Annotated in this window: 14 protein-coding genes, 1 other RNA gene and 1 pseudogene; 6 read left to right on the top strand and 10 right to left on the bottom strand. The window is 41.8% G+C overall.

The annotated features are described in order from the left end of the window. The first annotated feature begins 27 nt into the window (after positions 1-27). Positions 28-339 carry a YeaC family protein gene (locus tag ACTXGH_RS06555; RefSeq protein WP_439296026.1) on the top strand — a complete coding sequence of 104 codons (312 nt, stop codon included), beginning with the start codon at positions 28-30 and terminating at the stop codon, positions 337-339. A 118-nt stretch (positions 340-457) separates the two neighbouring features. Here ACTXGH_RS06555 and ACTXGH_RS06550 read toward each other — a convergent pair whose 3' ends face one another. The 5 genes and pseudogenes from ACTXGH_RS06550 to ACTXGH_RS06530 form a co-directional block, all read right to left on the bottom strand. After that, complete coding sequence (locus ACTXGH_RS06550) at positions 458-832, bottom strand: HopJ type III effector protein (protein ID WP_299216229.1); 375 nt, start codon at positions 830-832, stop codon at positions 458-460. A 105-nt stretch (positions 833-937) separates the two neighbouring features. Then, positions 938-1,105 (bottom strand): annotated as a pseudogene (csrA, locus tag ACTXGH_RS06545) (carbon storage regulator CsrA); the annotation flags it as partial. Between the two features lie 445 nt (positions 1,106-1,550). Next, positions 1,551-2,837 carry an aspartate kinase gene (locus ACTXGH_RS06540; RefSeq protein WP_439260695.1) on the bottom strand — a complete coding sequence of 429 codons (1,287 nt, stop codon included), beginning with the start codon at positions 2,835-2,837 and terminating at the stop codon, positions 1,551-1,553. A gap of 291 nt (positions 2,838-3,128) precedes the next feature. Continuing rightward, the gene (gene alaS, locus ACTXGH_RS06535) at positions 3,129-5,801 is read right to left on the bottom strand and encodes an alanine--tRNA ligase (protein WP_439296025.1); all 2,673 of its coding nucleotides are present in this window, start codon (positions 5,799-5,801) and stop codon (positions 3,129-3,131) included. 178 nt (positions 5,802-5,979) lie between these two features. Further along, on the bottom strand, positions 5,980-7,614 hold the full coding sequence (locus tag ACTXGH_RS06530) for a DUF389 domain-containing protein (protein ID WP_439296024.1): 1,635 nt from the start codon (positions 7,612-7,614) through the stop codon (positions 5,980-5,982). 325 nt (positions 7,615-7,939) lie between these two features. Here ACTXGH_RS06530 and ACTXGH_RS06525 point away from each other — a divergent pair, with 325 nt between their 5' ends. Beyond that, the gene (locus ACTXGH_RS06525; protein ID WP_439296023.1) at positions 7,940-8,158 is read left to right on the top strand and encodes a hypothetical protein; all 219 of its coding nucleotides are present in this window, start codon (positions 7,940-7,942) and stop codon (positions 8,156-8,158) included. Between the two features lie 85 nt (positions 8,159-8,243). On the opposite strand, the gene ACTXGH_RS06520 is transcribed toward ACTXGH_RS06525, so the two are convergent. Next, on the bottom strand, positions 8,244-9,035 hold the full coding sequence (locus ACTXGH_RS06520; protein ID WP_439296022.1) for an aspartate dehydrogenase: 792 nt from the start codon (positions 9,033-9,035) through the stop codon (positions 8,244-8,246). 118 nt (positions 9,036-9,153) lie between these two features. Further along, complete coding sequence (locus tag ACTXGH_RS06515; protein ID WP_439296021.1) at positions 9,154-10,569, bottom strand: L,D-transpeptidase family protein; 1,416 nt, start codon at positions 10,567-10,569, stop codon at positions 9,154-9,156. Positions 10,570-10,997: 428 nt separating this feature from the next. Between ACTXGH_RS06515 and prmB the strand changes: the two genes are divergently transcribed. From prmB to ACTXGH_RS06495, 4 genes are all read left to right on the top strand, one after another. Beyond that, a complete protein-coding gene (gene prmB, locus ACTXGH_RS06510; RefSeq protein ID WP_439296020.1) occupies positions 10,998-12,182 on the top strand; it encodes a 50S ribosomal protein L3 N(5)-glutamine methyltransferase in 1,185 nt (394 codons plus the stop codon). A gap of 66 nt (positions 12,183-12,248) precedes the next feature. Next, the gene (gene aroC / locus ACTXGH_RS06505; RefSeq protein WP_439296019.1) at positions 12,249-13,352 is read left to right on the top strand and encodes a chorismate synthase; all 1,104 of its coding nucleotides are present in this window, start codon (positions 12,249-12,251) and stop codon (positions 13,350-13,352) included. 179 nt (positions 13,353-13,531) lie between these two features. Continuing rightward, complete coding sequence (locus ACTXGH_RS06500; RefSeq protein ID WP_439296018.1) at positions 13,532-14,203, top strand: alpha/beta hydrolase; 672 nt, start codon at positions 13,532-13,534, stop codon at positions 14,201-14,203. Between the two features lie 135 nt (positions 14,204-14,338). Then, positions 14,339-14,767: a hypothetical protein gene (locus tag ACTXGH_RS06495; protein ID WP_439296017.1), complete on the top strand. Its 429-nt coding sequence runs from the start codon at positions 14,339-14,341 to the stop codon at positions 14,765-14,767. Between the two features lie 78 nt (positions 14,768-14,845). Here the strand turns inward: ACTXGH_RS06495 and ssrA are convergent. From ssrA to rplI, 3 genes are all read right to left on the bottom strand, one after another. Further along, positions 14,846-15,204, bottom strand: a transfer-messenger RNA (tmRNA) gene (gene ssrA, locus ACTXGH_RS06490). Between the two features lie 179 nt (positions 15,205-15,383). Then, positions 15,384-16,673 carry a questin oxidase family protein gene (locus ACTXGH_RS06485; RefSeq protein WP_439296016.1) on the bottom strand — a complete coding sequence of 430 codons (1,290 nt, stop codon included), beginning with the start codon at positions 16,671-16,673 and terminating at the stop codon, positions 15,384-15,386. Between the two features lie 201 nt (positions 16,674-16,874). After that, the gene (rplI, locus tag ACTXGH_RS06480) at positions 16,875-17,393 is read right to left on the bottom strand and encodes a 50S ribosomal protein L9 (RefSeq protein ID WP_439260709.1); all 519 of its coding nucleotides are present in this window, start codon (positions 17,391-17,393) and stop codon (positions 16,875-16,877) included. Positions 17,394-17,396: the final 3 nt, after the last annotated feature.

The following is a 17,396-nucleotide window of genomic DNA, read 5'->3' as shown; positions in this document are numbered from 1 at the left end:
CTAAAATAATAGTAGAGAGTAGATATAATGGATAAACAAACAATCTTAGCGAGTTTAACCTCAGAGTTGGTTGATAAGTTCCGCGTTGCTATTGAGCTAGGTAAATGGGCTGATGGCACTAAGTTAAATGCTGAACAGCGTGCTACTTGCATGCAGGCAGTCATGATTTGGGAACACGAACATCTAGCACCTGCTGAGCGTACTGGCTTCATTCATAAACCTATAAAAGACGATGGTTCAACCGTTGGAGCTGAGTGTGATGTAGAGCATGAACATCATTATCCTAATATGCCCAATCCTAAGGGGGCGATTCAACCGGTCAAATTTCGCGATAAGTAATGTTATAAATGGAATAGTATTGAGTAATACTGGGTTGAACAATCTGAATCAACTTGATATAAAAAAGCCACGCTATCATCATAACGTGGCTTTTTTATAGTGGCAGATACTATATAGCTTACAGTGCAGTAGTATCTACGTTTGGACGTAATGTCAGTGGATTTGTTTCCATTAAAAATCCCTGCCAGCCCCAATGTAAAAAATTACGAATGTTAGCATGGTCTGTACCATTCGGCGTAGCTTGTACCTTTTCGTAATGCTCACCGAAAAGCTTTAGGGTATCTAATTGATCTAAGCCATGATGTCTAGCAAAGCCAAAGACTTTTGCACTCCCTTCATTTTCACCAGCATCATTATGCAGTAAGCCATTTACGAATGGCACTGGTGCATAGCGATAAAAATCATCAATAAAGCTGATAACATCATTAAATCCAATGGCTTTTTTGTTCAATCCATTAAGCAAAGCCGATACGTCTGATTGGCGGATACTCATAAGTAAATGACCTCAAAGCAGGTTAAATTAACGATTAAAGTAGTCTTCATCATCGAATGATGGCGCAAAATTGCCTTGTTCAAGATGTTGCATCTGTGATTGTACTGTACGCTCTTGCTGGATACGCTGATAAATCTCTTCACGATGTACTGCAATATCTTTAGGTGCATTGACACCTATACGTACTTGATTGCCTTTAACGCCCAGAACAGTAACACTCACTTCATCACCGATCATTAACGTCTCGCCCACACGGCGTGTCAAAATTAGCATGCGTCACACTCCTTATGTCGCATTAAAAAATTATTACTCATTACATTACATCTCAATTACAGATCATCACTAAATCGTCATGACATGGAACCTATGTACGACAACCATAAAGTAATATAGGCGCCTCATACGATAAGTAAAGTGTTACACGATAAGCGATGATGATAGGTAGGTTCATTTAGCCCAAATGAGCCCCCATTATAGGTGGCATAACAGATGCTGTCACGGGTTTTCATAAAACTATTAGGTAAACTACAACGTTAATAACGTTAAAATTACAAAAAGGGTATAAAAAGTACCTTCCTAACCAAATACTTATTAGAAACGATAAATAGCTATTTAATTGAAAACCGTCAAAACAATGCTACCAAAATAGGCTTACAGTTTTAACGGTTTCAATAATAACCAACACTAAATCGACGAACCATAGTATTTTGCATTGGTTTTATAAACCCGCAATTTTGCTATCGCCGTCTTCACGGTCCAGACCAAAGGCCGTATGTAGTGATTTAACGGCTTTTTCTAAATGTTGATCTTGAATCAAAACCGAAACTTTAATCTCACTAGTTGATATCATTTGAATATTGATATTGTTTTCAGCAAGCGTCTGAAACATAAGGCTAGCGACACCTGCGTGTGAGCGCATACCGACACCAACCAGTGACACTTTGACAACCTCGCTATTGCCTAGTATCTCTTTTGCACCAATCTCGTCTTTTACCTCATCATTTAGCACTTTCATGGTTTTGTCTAAGTCAGTGCGATTGACGGTAAAAGTAAAATCTGTTGTACCCTGATCCGAAAGATTTTGCACAATCATATCGATCTCAATGTTAGCGCGACCAATCGGGCTTAGGATAGCAGAGGCAATACCAGGATGGTCAGGTACACCGCGTACTACAATTTTTGCTTCGTCTCGGTTGAATGCGATACCTGAGATGATTGCCTGTTCCATATTGTCTCCTTCGTCTATTGTAATTAGGGTGCCGACATTGTCTTGAAAATCTTGATCAAAGCTGCCGTCGGTATTTTCATCAAAGCTAGAGAGTACACGTAAAGGCACACCATACTTACCAGCGAACTCTACAGAGCGAATTTGTAGAATCTTGGAGCCAAGACTGGCCATTTCGAGCATTTCTTCAAAGGTGATCTTTTCAAGCTTTTTGGCTTTTGAGGTCACACGTGGGTCGGTGGTATAGACGCCATCAACATCCGTATAAATTTGACACTCATCTGCGCCTAAGGCAGCTGCAATCGCAACACCTGTAGTGTCAGAGCCGCCGCGTCCTAAGGTAGTAGCATTGCCATACTCGTCGATACCTTGAAAGCCTGCCACGATAACGATATTATCAGCGTCTAGTTGTTCACGTATGTTTTTATCATCAATACTCTCGATACGTGCTTTATTGTGCGCGTTATCCGTTTTGATCGCTACTTGACGCCCAGTCATTGAGCGAGCACCCACGCCAAGGTCTTTAATTGCCATGGCTAAGAGTGAGATAGAAACTTGCTCACCAGTTGAGACCATTTGATCATATTCGCGGGGATCTGGTTGGCTACTAATTTGGCGAGCCAGATCAATCAAACGGTTGGTTTCACCACTCATGGCTGAAACTACAACGACAATCTGATGGCCATTATCGTGCCAACGTTTGACGCGCTTTGCGACATTTTTGATACGGTCGATACTGCCCATCGACGTACCACCATACTTTTGCACTATTAAAGCCATAAAATTTACCTATTATTCGTCAATGGCTGTCTATAAGTTGCTAGTGTTAACCTGTAATGAGTCTATTTATTCCTATTGCTTGAGGTAAATACTAACAAAGATAAAGCCGGATCATAAAAACTGCTGTGCTATTGATTGTTTTTTTCGTTGGCAGACTAGATTAAGAGCTGACCGCCATACTTTATACCACACTAGCACACTGATTTTAAGTCGCAACAGCCATTAGATACATGGCGATTGGTTATAACTGTTATAACCAATCAGATAAGTTATAGAACTCTGAGCCTCTTGTTAACCAAGTTGTGACTCAATCCACGCTGGTAGAGCTGTAATAACCGCGCCTATGTTATCGGTCTTGGACGCGCCACCTTGGGCATAATCAGGCTTACCACCGCCTTTACCTCCTAACTCGCCAGCAAGATGACGAACAATGTCACCAGCTTTAATACGAGCAGTGACGGACTTGGCTACGCTGGCCGCCAACGCTAGCTGTCCATCTTTATCACCCACTAAGACGATCACGCTGTCTTGCAGTTTGGACTTAATATCATCCATCAATGGGCGAATCGACTTACCATCAATGCCTTCTACCATACTAATTAATACTGGCGTGCCTGCAATGGTCTGTACATCGTCTAATAAGCTGGCTGCTTGAGCACTGGCCATTTTTTGTTGCAGACGCTCCAGTTGTTTTTCTAAATCGCGCTGTTTGTCTGCCATAGTCTGTACACGCTGGGCCACTTCAGGGCGTTTGACTTTGAGCTGGGAGGCTAAAGTACTCAACTGCTGATCGTTTTGTTGGATGTATTTTATCGCACCTATGCCAGTAACGGCTTCGATCCGGCGAATACCTGCGGCAATACCAGACTCACTGACAATTTTGAAGACACCGATGTCACCGGTACGCTGTACATGAAGGCCACCACATAGCTCGATAGAAAAGGGCTGACGCTGTCCATCAACGATACTGTCTGTGCCCATAGTTAAGACCCGAACGTCACTACCATACTTTTCACCAAACAGCGCGACTGCGCCTTTTTGCATGGCTTCATCGATGGGCATATTCTCAATACAAGCAGGTGCGTTAGCTTGTATTTGTTCATTGACTAAACGTTCTACGCGCATGATTTCAGCGCTACTGACGGGCTTGTCATAAGCAAAATCAAAACGTAATACATCGCTTGATACCAGCGAACCTTTTTGTGCAACCTCATCGCCCAATACCACTTTTAATGCTGCATGCAATAGGTGCGTGGCAGAATGGTTTTTGGCACTAGCGGCACGAACATCAGAAAGCACGTGCGCGTCCGCCGTTTGCTGCACACTAACGCGGCCCATATTTACGACACCATAGTGAATAATAGCTTGTCCAGACTTTTTAGTATCTTGTACTTCAAACACCCCTGTTGTCGTACGAATTTCGCCAAGCTCGCCAACTTGCCCGCCGCCCTCAGCATAAAATGGTGTGCGATCAATGATGACGACACCTTCCATTCCTTCATCTAAGTGTTCAGTAGATTTACCGTCTTGGTATAAGGCAATAACATTGACGTTGTTTTCTTCCAGTTGCTCATAACCGATAAATTCGGTAGGGCTCTCAACTTGAATGACACTACTATAATCAACGTCAAACTTGCCAGCATCACGTGCTCGCGTGCGCTGTGCCTGCATATGCTCATCAAACTCAGCTTCGTTAATCGCAATACCACGCTCTCGAGTGATATCAGCAGTCAAGTCTAGCGGGAAGCCATAAGTATCATAGAGTTTAAAGGCTGCTTCACCAGAGAGAATATCGCCATCTTTTAAGTCTTCAAGCTCGCTGGCAAGTAAACGTAAACCTTGCGCCAGTGTTTTGGCAAATTGTGCTTCTTCTTTTTGAATCGCGTTTTCGATGACGCTCTGCTTATCTTTTAGCTCAGGATAAGCTTCTCCCATTTCAGCTACGAGTGGCGCGACCATCTTATAGAAGAAATCGCTATCGGCGCCAAGCTTATTTCCATGACGCACGGCTCGACGAATGACACGACGGAGCACATAGCCGCGCCCTTCATTGCTTGGCAGGACACCATCAGCAATCAAAAAGGCAACCGCACGAATGTGATCGGCAATCACTTTAAGCGATGACTGCTGCTCATTTTGTATATCTAAAATCTCAGCAGAGGCATCCATCAAATGCACGAATAAATCGATCTCATAGTTGCCATGGACGCCTTGCATAATCGCGCTAATACGCTCAAGCCCCATACCAGTATCGACACTAGGCGCAGGTAATGGCAGCATAGTGCCGTCTTTTTGACGATTAAACTGCATAAACACGCAGTTCCAAATTTCAATAAAGCGGTCGCCATCTTCTTCAGGAGTACCGGGTAGTCCACCTTCAATCTCAGGACCATGATCGTAAAAGACTTCGGTACAAGGGCCACAAGGACCAGTATCACCCATCGTCCAAAAGTTATCGGATGCGTAGGGTGCGCCTTTATTATCACCGATACGAATGATGCGATCGCTGGGGATGCCAATGTCTTTATTCCAGATATCAAAGGCTTCGTCATCAGTTTCGTAAATGGTCACATATAGACGATCTTTATCTATCCCAAGCCATTCATCAGATGTCAAAAACTCCCAAATATAAGCAATACCTGCTTGCTTAAAGTAATCCCCAAACGAGAAGTTACCCAGCATCTCAAAAAAGGTATGATGGCGCGCGGTATAGCCAACGTTATCCAAATCGTTGTGCTTACCACCTGCACGGACACATTTTTGTGAAGATACTGCCCGTGTGTAGTCACGTGGCTCCATACCCAAAAACGTCTCTTTAAACTGGTTCATACCGGCATTGGTAAACAGCAGTGTGGGATCATTATGCGGGATGAGACTCGATGAAGACACAACGGTATGCTGCTTGCTCACAAAAAAATCTAGAAAAGCTTGGCGAATATCGGCTGAGCGAAATGGCTGACTCACAGCGGCTCCTTACTGACAAATAGAGATAAATAAAAAGGACAAAATAAAGAAAATAATTTTGCAAGCGATTTTAGCACAAACATATAAGGTGTGTTGAAGATTAACAAATAGACGTGTGGTAAACATCAGTCACCTTTGTATGCCACTCTTATAAGTATGGATAGGTTTGGTATTAACATTACTTAGTCAAAATTGCAGCATCAGTTTCGTCAAGTCTATTTTGGATAAAAGGATCAGATTCGATTATTTTTACAGGCAGATAACGCAGTTGTAACTTGATAGGCAAATAATCAGGAAAGTTATCCGCCATATCTTGGGTGATAACCGCTTCAATATCTTGTACATCAAAAGAGGTCGGACTTTTTTCACCACGAATGACCGCACGTACATTTTGATAACCATCAGCTTTTACAAATTGCATGTTGGTTAATACGTTACCTTTGTCTATAAAATGGCTGTTTATAGCGTCCTTTACGTTATTTTCAAAAGTTTGTTGTGTGGCACTGATGTTTAAGTTAATGGTCAAATAAATACCTAACCCAACCAATAATAATAACGCAACGGCATTACGGCGAAAGAACGTTATATAAGTGTTTGATTTGTAATCATCATCGACCAAACGACGAAAGCCCAAAAACCAAAGCACCATCGCATTCGTAAATTGAATAGCAATAATATTGGTCAAGGCGAGCAGGGCTGCACCAAAACCCAATGTAGTCTCTCCATTGGCAAACAAAATACCACTTGCTGCAAGGGGTGGTACAAGAGCGGTTGCAACCGCCACACCAACCACTGCGACAGACAGATGCGGTGAGACCATTGCGTACGCACCAGCAGTACCGCCAGCAAGTGCAATCATTAAGTCCATTGAAGTCGGCTGCGTACGCGAGAGAATTTCAGAGGAAAGCGGCTGGCCTTGATGCATATAACCGACAACAAAACCTACTAAGACAACTAAAGAGACGCCAGCTATAACGGTAAATAGTGTTCTGCGTAGTAGCGGCATGCGATAGTCAATGATAGCTAATGCAGCTCCCGTAATAGGCCCCAACATCATAGCGACTAACATTGCACCGATAACGACTGCCGCTGAATTGGTTATCAATCCATAACTGGCGATGATGGCAGAAAGGGTATTCATCATAAAATACATTTTACTAGGTAATGCATTGGCCTCGATAGTGAGACGTACTTTTGGATAGTCTACCTTTTGATTGCTAAATTGCTCCGCTATAAATTGCTTATAAGACTCAAGTTTTGCTTCCTTTTCTTCTTTGACTTTATCGACTTTATCATCGTCTGTTAGATGGCTTTCTGTGTCATTCGCACTTTTTTCGTTTTCATCCTCGCTTTGATGTGGCTTAACATTGCCGTCAACATCATCGTTCAACGTCGAATTTGGCGCAGGTGATGATGAGTTATTATTGGATTCTGCTGGTATTGTAGGAGGCGTTTGAGACGAAGAAGTATTTTCTGATTCGGTAGTGCGGTGCTGGTTGTTATCTTTATCATCAGGTTGTGCTGCCGCAGTTTCTGATTGAGGTGAGATATTTTCGACAGAGGCGATAACTACATCTGGACTGGGTGAAGTCATCGTTATCTCAGGGTCGGAATGTTGAGCCTCTGCTTCTATTTCATTTGCTTGTTGCCTGTCTTCTTCAACCAAACGGTTACTGTCTAATACATAGTCCGATGGATCTTGCTTTTTTACCTCAGTAGCATTGGTACTGTTAGCGTTGGTACTGTTTTGAAAGTTGGATGTGTCCTTTTTTGAAGGGGCAGGTTCAGAAGAGTCGTTGATTGATGATGTCATAGCATTTTGGCTTTACAAGTCAAATAAGAGAGGAGTGCTATTGTAATGATAAAACATGAAGAGCGTAATAATTTTTTAGTTAATAGACACTATGATGAGAAATAGTAGATGACTGATTGTTAGAGCAGTATTATTAAGAAGTGATGAAGAAAATAAGGAGGATTAAAGTAAATATATGAGTTGACAAATAATCCCTTATATTAGCATGGTTTTTTGAAGAAGTCAGTCGATATGTATGCCCTGTGAGTATATGCTAAAAGCTTACTATTAGTGTGGATTTGACGTATAAAGGTGTTATACCCACACAATTTATAAGGATTAAGCGATGAACTGGACACTATTTTCTATGATCTATTCAATGACGGCAACAGTCATCACTGGCGTACTTATAATCGCAGCATTGGTAACAGGATTAAATGAAATACCGCACATTAAGATCGCTGTAGTGATTGGTATCTTAATCTCAATACCAGTCGGATTGTTCTTTACCAAAAAAATAGGCAGCATTACTGGTGAAGAAAATAACGACGGTCAGCGAGTATAATGTTTCAGCTATATGAGCTATTCGAGGTTTATAAAACTTGAAATATTTGGAGTTTTTGACCATATAACCTCGCTTCATTGATGCTTTATATTTGTAGAGCTTGATTAATCTGATGACACAAACGTAAAGCACTAAATGCAGCTAAGCTTGAAGTTTTGGGATTTTCAGCTAATGGTAATCCAGTTATGCTAATTTCAAGCTTACCAAATATGCCTTCAGCTATTATATGATGAATGTTGTGAGAAAGCGTGGGATCGGCGATCAACTCTACTTGTGTCTCATCTAAGCCAACCCCTGCTAAAGCAATGGTTGCGGCGACATTAGAATTGGCAGGAAATAAAGTCGCAGCTTCTCTAGCAGTACCTGTAAAGAATACGGTCGATTTTTTTAAAGAGTCGTAATCAATGAGCTTGTCAGCATAACTGCCTTTCCAACTCGAAGGGCTTTTTCTACCTTGATAAATAACTTTACTAAGTCCGGCCAAGCTTGCAGCATTGATGCCATCTATACCTGCTACCGCTCCTGCTAAAATATGAATTTTTACCCCATGTCTTTTTGCAGCATCATGTAGCGAAATCGCAAATTTTTCATCAGTAAAAGCACCCACTGAGACAATCCCAAGAGGTATGTTTCTCTCTAAGATTTTGATACCGTGCTCTTTAAGCCCATCTTGTCCCGCCATCTCAATAGCGATATCAGGAACTTCTAGTAAATCGTCTACAGAAGTAATCACATTTATAGATTCGCCCATCTCTATTGTTAAATGATTTGCGCTCCTTGGACTGGCTAATACAGTCGATAATTTGACGTTTTTAGGTAGCATCTCGTGCACCTTTCTTGCCATCGATCCATAACCTATGAACATCACTGTCTTCATATTTGATCCCTATAATCTATGAATAAAAATCTATCAGTAAACAAAAAAAGACCTTTAAAATAAAGGTCTTTTTAAAATGAACGATGAATATATCAATGAAGTATTATCGAGTCGGCTACTACTTAAGCTCAACTGTCGCGCCATTTTCGATATTGGCATAAACTTCTAATACATCCCAGTTGGTTAGACGAACACAACCTGCTGATGCTTGGCGACTGATACCTTCAGGTTTGGGTGAACCGTGAATACCATAAGAAGGCTTTGATAAACCCATCCAGACGACACCAACGGGGTTATTTGGCCCTGGTGGTAACATATGTACTTTTTTGTCGCCACCTTCACCGACAGTCGCTTTATACCATGGCATCTTAACTCTATTAATGATCTTAAAGGTACCTTGTGGTGAAGGAGTGGCATCGCTACCAATCGTCGTTGGATAAGTAGCAACCAGCTTATCATCATTATAAGCATATAGTGTTTTGCTTGCTTTATCAGCAACCACGCGATTAATACGCTCATTGAGCGGCTTACGTGTGTTAAGTACGGTAATGGTTTCACCCGCTCGATAGTTTTTATTTTTATTTAACTTATCAAGGTAGCGTATGTCCATATGAAAGCGCTCAGCAAGCATCTCTTTAATATCTTGATAATATAAACCTTTCACTTTTGATTTGGCTTCCGAACCTGAAGGCGTAGTCAAAAAGTTGGTTTTGATATCATCTTCAGTCAACGTATACGTGACTAAGACAGGCTTATTGGCAGGGATATTCTTAGTCAATGCATCCCATGTTTTTTGATCCATCGTACCAGTCGCTGGTAATCCTTTCATCGTTTGAAAGTTGATTAACGCCTTTTTACTATTCATGCCCCAACCACCATCGATTGGACCAGGAGAGGCATAGTTCCAGTCAAGCAAAGCCTGCATTTTGATAGTCATCGCTGAATTGACGTTCATATTCGGCGACCATGTGGCGTTGTTTACTTGCTTGGCATAATTTGACAAATTAAGCGTGGTATATCTTTTACCATCTTTATCTTCGATATTTTTGATCGCAGGATCAGTGTTGAAGTCTAGACTCTTTTCATATTGAGGCATCTCAAAAGATGAAGGATCTGTTGCGTCTATAGATGAGGCGTCACTAGGACCCGCCACAGCTTGGCCTTCACTAATATCGTCAGTACGATCAGATTGTTCATCCTTACGCGTCAGCTCAGCTGCGCTCATATTGTCTGCAGCGACTGGTTCTGATGCTGACTGTATTCTGTTATCTTGCTTAGTGTCGATCAGATCACTCATACTGTCAGTGGTCTTAGGCTCGATGCTAGGCGTAGCAACTGTGTTATTTTTGTCAATTGATGTGCTACGATTTTCTTGTACATCAAGGCTTGCCAATACAGCAATACCAGGTAATTTGTCAGCCGTACGTGCTGGCGTTGTACGCGTATCATCAGTTGCAGCAACGGCACTGAGGCTCATACTAGCGCTAATGATAGCGATAGACATAGAAGCAATAAGAGGTTTTATTTTCATCATATTTGACCATAGTAGGTTATTACAATGGAGCTATTATGCGCACAATTAAGATTCTAAGCAAACTTTTGATACATCTTTTTGTACCTGTAGAGTGCTAAGCGTCAATAGCTGACGTATGACATACAATATAGTTATATTTGGCTGATATTTTAGCTGGTATGTTGCTCAAAATGTTTGATTAGCAATTTTTAAGTAAGATTATCTTTTTATAAAAAATTCCAAAAAATGAATAAATGCTGGTCAATTACTAAATAATGATCAATTAATTTTATTGCTATAGATAGCTGTAAACTCTTACTTCAAAGTTTTATTGCAGTAAGATTTATAGTCATTGGCGCTATATAGCGTTTACGTCTATAATGCATGCACAGCGTTTTATTTAATCCACTATCATGTGACTAACGAGCATGTAATCAACAAGGTGCGATATGTCAGAACACCAGACTATGAGTGCAGAAGAGTTTCAAAATCAATATTCTAACGATCAAGCGTCTCAACATTTTGAGCAGAATCTACAAGATGGGTTGGATACAGATGAAACGGATCTAATCACTGAAGAAGATCAATTTGCAAACTTACATAGCGAGCTTGAAGAGGCGCGTGAACAATTATCTAGCATACGTGATTTCATTCGTTTTTCAGTCACTCAACTACGCAATTATGATGTGGTTGTGGCACAAGGTACTACTGACGAGTTTGCTGAAGCGTCAGCGATTGTTTTGCATTCTCTGTCTTTAGATTGGGCCGCCAATGAGCAAATACTTGATTGCCGTTTGACGACGTCAGAAAAACAGCAGGTGCTAAGCTTATTAGAAGAGCGTATCGCTGAACGAAAACCGCTGAGTTACCTAATCAATTTGGCCTATTTTTGTGATCTGCCTTTTTATGTCGATGAACGCGTTCTTATTCCGCGCTCGCCCATAGCGGAGTTAATCCGCCAGCAGTTTCACCCATATTTTGATGTCAATGAGCTTGCAAAGCCTCTAGGTGCAACTGTTAATGGTCAACCGGCTGTGTTTTATGATCATGGGCTTGATATGAAACAATTGTCACAACCAGAGCGTATTTTAGATCTATGCACTGGGTCAGGTTGTATTGCTATTGCACTGGCGACACGTTTTGTCGATGCCTTAGTCGATGCGGTTGATATTGACAAAGGAGCATTAGAAGTGGCGATGGTCAACGTTGATCATCACGATCTTGGTCATCAAGTGAACGTGATCGAATCAGATCTATTTGCAAAGATTCCAGCGGAAAATCAATATGAACTTATTGTGACCAACCCTCCTTATGTTGATGCTGCTATCATGGCCGACTTACCGCCTGAGTTTTTATATGAGCCTGAGCAAGCACTGGCTGCTGGACAAGATGGACTGGATTTGGTGCATCGTATTTTATTTGAAGCGCCAGAATATCTAAGTCCTGAAGGCTTGTTAGTGTGTGAAGTGGGTGATAGTGAGTGGGCGCTTAGACAAGCTTATCCAGACATTCAGTTTGACTGGCTAAAATTTGCACTCGGTGGTCATGGTATTTTTGCGATTACTTTTGATGAGCTAATGGCGCATCGTGAATTGTTCGCACATTACGTACAGTTATTGGACAAGAGTCAATAACGAATCAGCGCTTTTGATCCACTAGTAAATACATATAAACAGATTTTTATTGGTTTAGGGATAGTTATGGCAGGTAATAGTATTGGTCAGGTTTTCACCGTCACCACTTGCGGTGAGTCACATGGTGCAGGTTTGTTGGCTATCGTTGATGGCGTACCTCCAGGTTTAGTATTATCTGCAGAAGATTTACAGGTAGATTTAGACCGCCGCAAACCAGGCACCTCTAAGTATTCAACCCAGCGCCGTGAGTCTGATGAAGTTGAGATTATCTCCGGTGTGTTTGAAGGTAAAACCACGGGTACGTCCATCGGTCTGCTTATTCGTAATACCAATCAAAAATCAAAAGACTATAGTGAGATTAAAGATACTTTTCGTCCTGGTCATGCTGATTATACTTATAGTATGAAGTATGGCTTTCGCGACTATCGCGGCGGCGGTCGCTCATCAGCCCGTGAGACAGCGATGCGAGTCGCGGCTGGTGCTATCGCTAAGAAGTATCTCCAAGAGCGCTTGGGTGTGCAAATCCGTGGTCATGTCACCCAAATTGGTAATGAATATAGTAACGTCACAGACCCAAGCCAGATCGATTGGGGTTTTGTGAATAGTAATCCGTTCTTCACTGCTGACAAAGAGGCGGTTGGTCGCTTTGAAACATTAATAGATAGCCTACGCCGAGAAGGTACTAGCTGCGGAGCGAAGTTAGAAGTTATTGCCAGTGGCGTACCAGTCGGACTTGGAGAGCCTGTCTTTGATCGTTTAGACGCTGATATTGCCCATGCGATGATGAGCATCAATGCCGTCAAAGGGGTAGAGATTGGCGATGGTATGGCTGTTGCTGGGCAGTTTGGTCATCGTTCACGCGATGAGCTGACTCCAGATGGGTTTACTGCCAATCATGCTGGCGGTATCCTAGGTGGTATCTCGTCAGGTCAGAATGTTAGCGTTAGTATCGCGCTTAAACCGACTTCTAGCATTACTACCCCTGGTAAGAGCATAAATACAGATGGTGAAGCAATTGATATGCTAACTAAAGGTCGTCATGACCCTTGTGTGGGGGTACGTGCCACGCCCATTGCAGAAGCCATGCTAGCGATTGTATTGCTCGATCATTATCTGCGTCATCGTGGTCAAAATGGGGATGTTAAGCAGCCGGTAGAATCAATTACTTAAAACCGCATTCAAAGAGTTATCAGCCTTTTGTTGATTCTAGTCTTATCTAATTAGAAACAACCAAAGGCTTTTTTTGTGCGGAACTAAAAAATAAAGAACAAAACCTACTACAGAAACCAGTTCTATAGAAAGCATAAATTGTTTGTATCCATAATTTTATTCAAAGGAACCTAAAGAATATGAGTAATTATTTAGATGCGGTCATTGTTGAACATAACCCATCACAAAAGAATATAGACAGAGCAGTGATTTGGCTGCATGGCTTGGGCGCTAGCGGCAATGACTTTGAGCCAGTGGTACCGCAGTTAGGCTTAGCGAATGACATGGCCGTACGCTTTATCTTTCCGCATGCGCCTAAACGCCCAGTGACAGTAAACGGTGGTATGGTGATGCCAGCATGGTATGATATTTTAGAGATGAGCCTTGAGCGCAAAGTCGATCTGGCTCAGATAGAGACATCTTCTCAGCAAATCCATGACTTGATTTGTCGTGAGATTGAACGCGGCATCAAACCTAAACATATCGTTATCGCAGGGTTTTCGCAGGGCGGGGCAGTGGCTTATCATGTCGCGCTTGGCTATCCTGAGCGGCTAGCGGGACTGATGACCTTATCTACGTATTTGGCAACCGATGATCATATCGACTATAGCACTGCTAATAAAGAGATACCGATATTGATCGAACACGGTACTCACGATCCAGTTGTTCCTGTAATCTTGGGACAGCAGGCACAGCAACTGTTATCAGATAAGGGATATGGTGTTGAATATAACACTTATCCAATGGCGCATCAGGTCTGTATGCCGCAAATACAAAATATTGGTAAATGGCTAAATAAAGTCTTGGCTTGAAGGCTAAAAAACAACAGAACAACAAAACATCAAAGCCAGTCAGGTAATTTGACTGGCTTTTTTATGGCAGTTATTATCAATTACTGGCCGGCTACTGTATATTTATATAGGAGAATGTAACTATAGGAGTACATCATGCAAGCCACCTATTTGGCGTTTTACATTGCAGAAAAAGGAAAGTTATTAGACCATATTATTAGTACAATCGATGGTTCTCCCTATAGTCATTGTGAGCTTGTGATTAATGAATTGGGCGAGCAACGTTACGATTGTATTAGCTCAAGTCATCGCGATGGTGGACTGCGGCGTAAGACGATCTATATGGAGCCTAGTCACTGGGTATTGATTCCAGTTATGTGTGATATTGACTATGCCGTACGTTGGTTCAACAAACGTAAAAGCTTTAAATATGACTATTTGGCTTTGATTAGAACTATAATTCCAGGATTTTATAATCCTGAGTATCGGTTGTTCTGTTCTGAAGCATGCGCTGATATGTTAGAGCTGGTCGATCCAGGTAGTTATGGTCTTAAAAAGCTCTATCGCTGGGCAGTGGCTAATTAACCTCTATAATCAAAACCTATCAAAATCATGTCATAAAAAAAGCCAACCACCTAAGTGATTGACTTAATTTAATATATTTGGTGGAGATGGCGGGAGTTGAACCCGCGTCCGCCAGCATTACGCTCATGACTCTACATGTTTAGATTCTGTCTTTGATTTTAGTCCGCACCGATCCGACAGGCAGGATGGATTGGACGATTCTCTACTTTTGAACCCAAGCGATTGAGACAATCCCTTGTGGCGAACCTATATACGGACGCTTCAACTGGGCTGGTCAACTATAGGTAATCGGCAGCGCAGTAAGCAGGGTTTAAGCTGCTAGAGCGTAAGTTTCGTCGTTTGCGACTATAACAATATATGTTTGATTTACGAGAGGACATACACTCTCGACATGCATCATTGAGTTTCATCACCAGCGTCGAAGCCAGAACATCCCCAATAGAACGACGTATTATAATATATAATGGTGGTTTTGGCAATGGTCTTATATGCGGACATTACACTTAATAACATACTATATTATAATAGCCCGATGAATACTATTGTTCGTTCATAGAACTATTATATGGGGCGTTTTTACGATAAATAAAGAGAGGCTGTCTATTTTCCTATTAATTCAAGAAGATGAATTGCTAAACCATAAATTCTCATGTAACTTACCATCTTTATGAGGCGTGGCAATATTAAGCGCGGTTGTAGCGAATATATCATGTGATGCCTTTGAAAACGCTTGCCATTCAGCCCAGCGCTTTAGCACATAAACGGTCTTAGGTACATGCTCATCAAGGCTGTCGGTCGTCGCTTGCAAGGTCTGTAGCCACCAAGCTTTGTCATCATCACTTAATTGATGGTTGTTAGATGTATTTTTATCTGCTTGCCACCTTTTAATAATAGCTAGCGTGTTTTTATGGTTAGGACGGTCTTGAATGATGAACGTTGCCACCAAGGCGCGAAACCAATAACCCAATGCATCGCGCTGTGCTAACTCGTTGAGATGGGGTAGTACGCATAAAACGCTGTGCAAACTGGTTAATCCATGAATGATAAAAAATTCATTATCACTACCGTACACTATGCTTGCTGCCATCACGGTTAGCGCTTCGATAGAGTTAGTCAAATTATTGCCAGTCTCAGGTAGCTTTAGTACAACCTTATCATTAAGAAACTGTGCCATTGGCTCATTAGGGTTATCGAAGGTAATTAAACGCTGCTGGAAGCCGCCTCTATTCAATTGCTTATAATCTTCAGTTTGACTCAGCTGAACAGCTCTTTTGGTTAATTGAGATAGGCTATCGTCAGCTAAAATTTGCTCAAGCATGTCAATAGGGTGCGGCGCATCAGGTGACCATAACTGATACAAGCTATGATGTGCGCCCGTCGCTAAGGGCTGGAAGGCAGTTGCCATATAGGCCAGTCCTTCCGCTGCCATATTATCGGACTCAACATCGACCGCCCAACCTGTATGTATTACTGGATGCATTGCCGCTCCTGCCATACCCTCTGATAACGCAGGGTAGTAGCGTTTTAAGCAAGTATTTAACCCAAGCTTTGCTATTTTCTTATCAAAAAAGTCACGATAGGCTTCAAATGCGATACGCGTAGACTGTATATTGTATAGCCAATTGACATCCGTTATCGCTGTGTAGTCAAGCGCATTTTGGCGCGGCGGCACAAGCATTTCAGACCCTTTTGCCGTACTTGTAGCACCTTTATCTATGACATTGTTAATATATACGTCTTGCCACCATTGCATTTTATTTTGACTGACACCTGCAGCATCAAGCGCAATCCAATTATGGGTAATATGATTGGACAGATAGTCGTCATATTCGATATGCCAATTGCGGCCACGTTTAAGCCAATCGTGTAAGTGCTTTGAATAATTTGGCTTTGAATAATATGTCATATGAACGTCTCAGTGCTTAGATCTATTTAGAGTAATGATTTATAAGATATAAGTTATACCATACTACGATAAGAACCAAACTGCTAAAGATTGTTCGTTATGATGGAGATGGCGGGAGTTGAACCCGCGTCTCCTAAACAAAAAAGAGCCAGCAACTTAAAGTCACTGGCTCTTTTTGATCTAAACGAGATATTCTAAAACTTACTCTTCAGAGTAATCTTCGCTCTCGTCTTGTGTCTCATCATCTTCTACTGCAATGTTTTCTTCATCACCATCTTCAGAAAGAATGGTTACTAAAATGCTAGCAGTAACGTCATGATGTAGCTGAATATCAACATTATATTCGCCAACTTGACGCAGAGTGCCTTCAGGCAGCTTGATTTCAGCACGGTCAACTTCTAGACCTGAGTTAGTCAATGCTTCGGCGATATCGCGAGTACCGATAGAGCCGAATAGCTTGCCTTCGTCACCAGATTTTGCACGCATGATCACATTAACGTCAGTTAGTGCATCAGCACGCTCTTGAGCAACAGCGATCTCTTTTGCTTCTTCAGCTTCAAGCTCAGCACGACGTGCTTCGAACTTTTCAATGTTAGCTTTAGTAGCAGGTAGTGCTTTGCCCTGAGGGATAAGAAAGTTACGTCCGTAACCTGGTTTTACATCGACAGTTTCACCGAGTTTACCAAGGTTGACGATACGCTGTAACAAAATAATTTGCATGAG

The organism is Psychrobacter sp. 1Y10 (assembly GCF_052259005.1).
Classification (GTDB): domain Bacteria; phylum Pseudomonadota; class Gammaproteobacteria; order Pseudomonadales; family Moraxellaceae; genus Psychrobacter; species Psychrobacter saeujeotis.
Note: the sequence above shows the minus strand (reverse complement) of the source record. Positions and strands in the feature narration are given on the sequence as shown.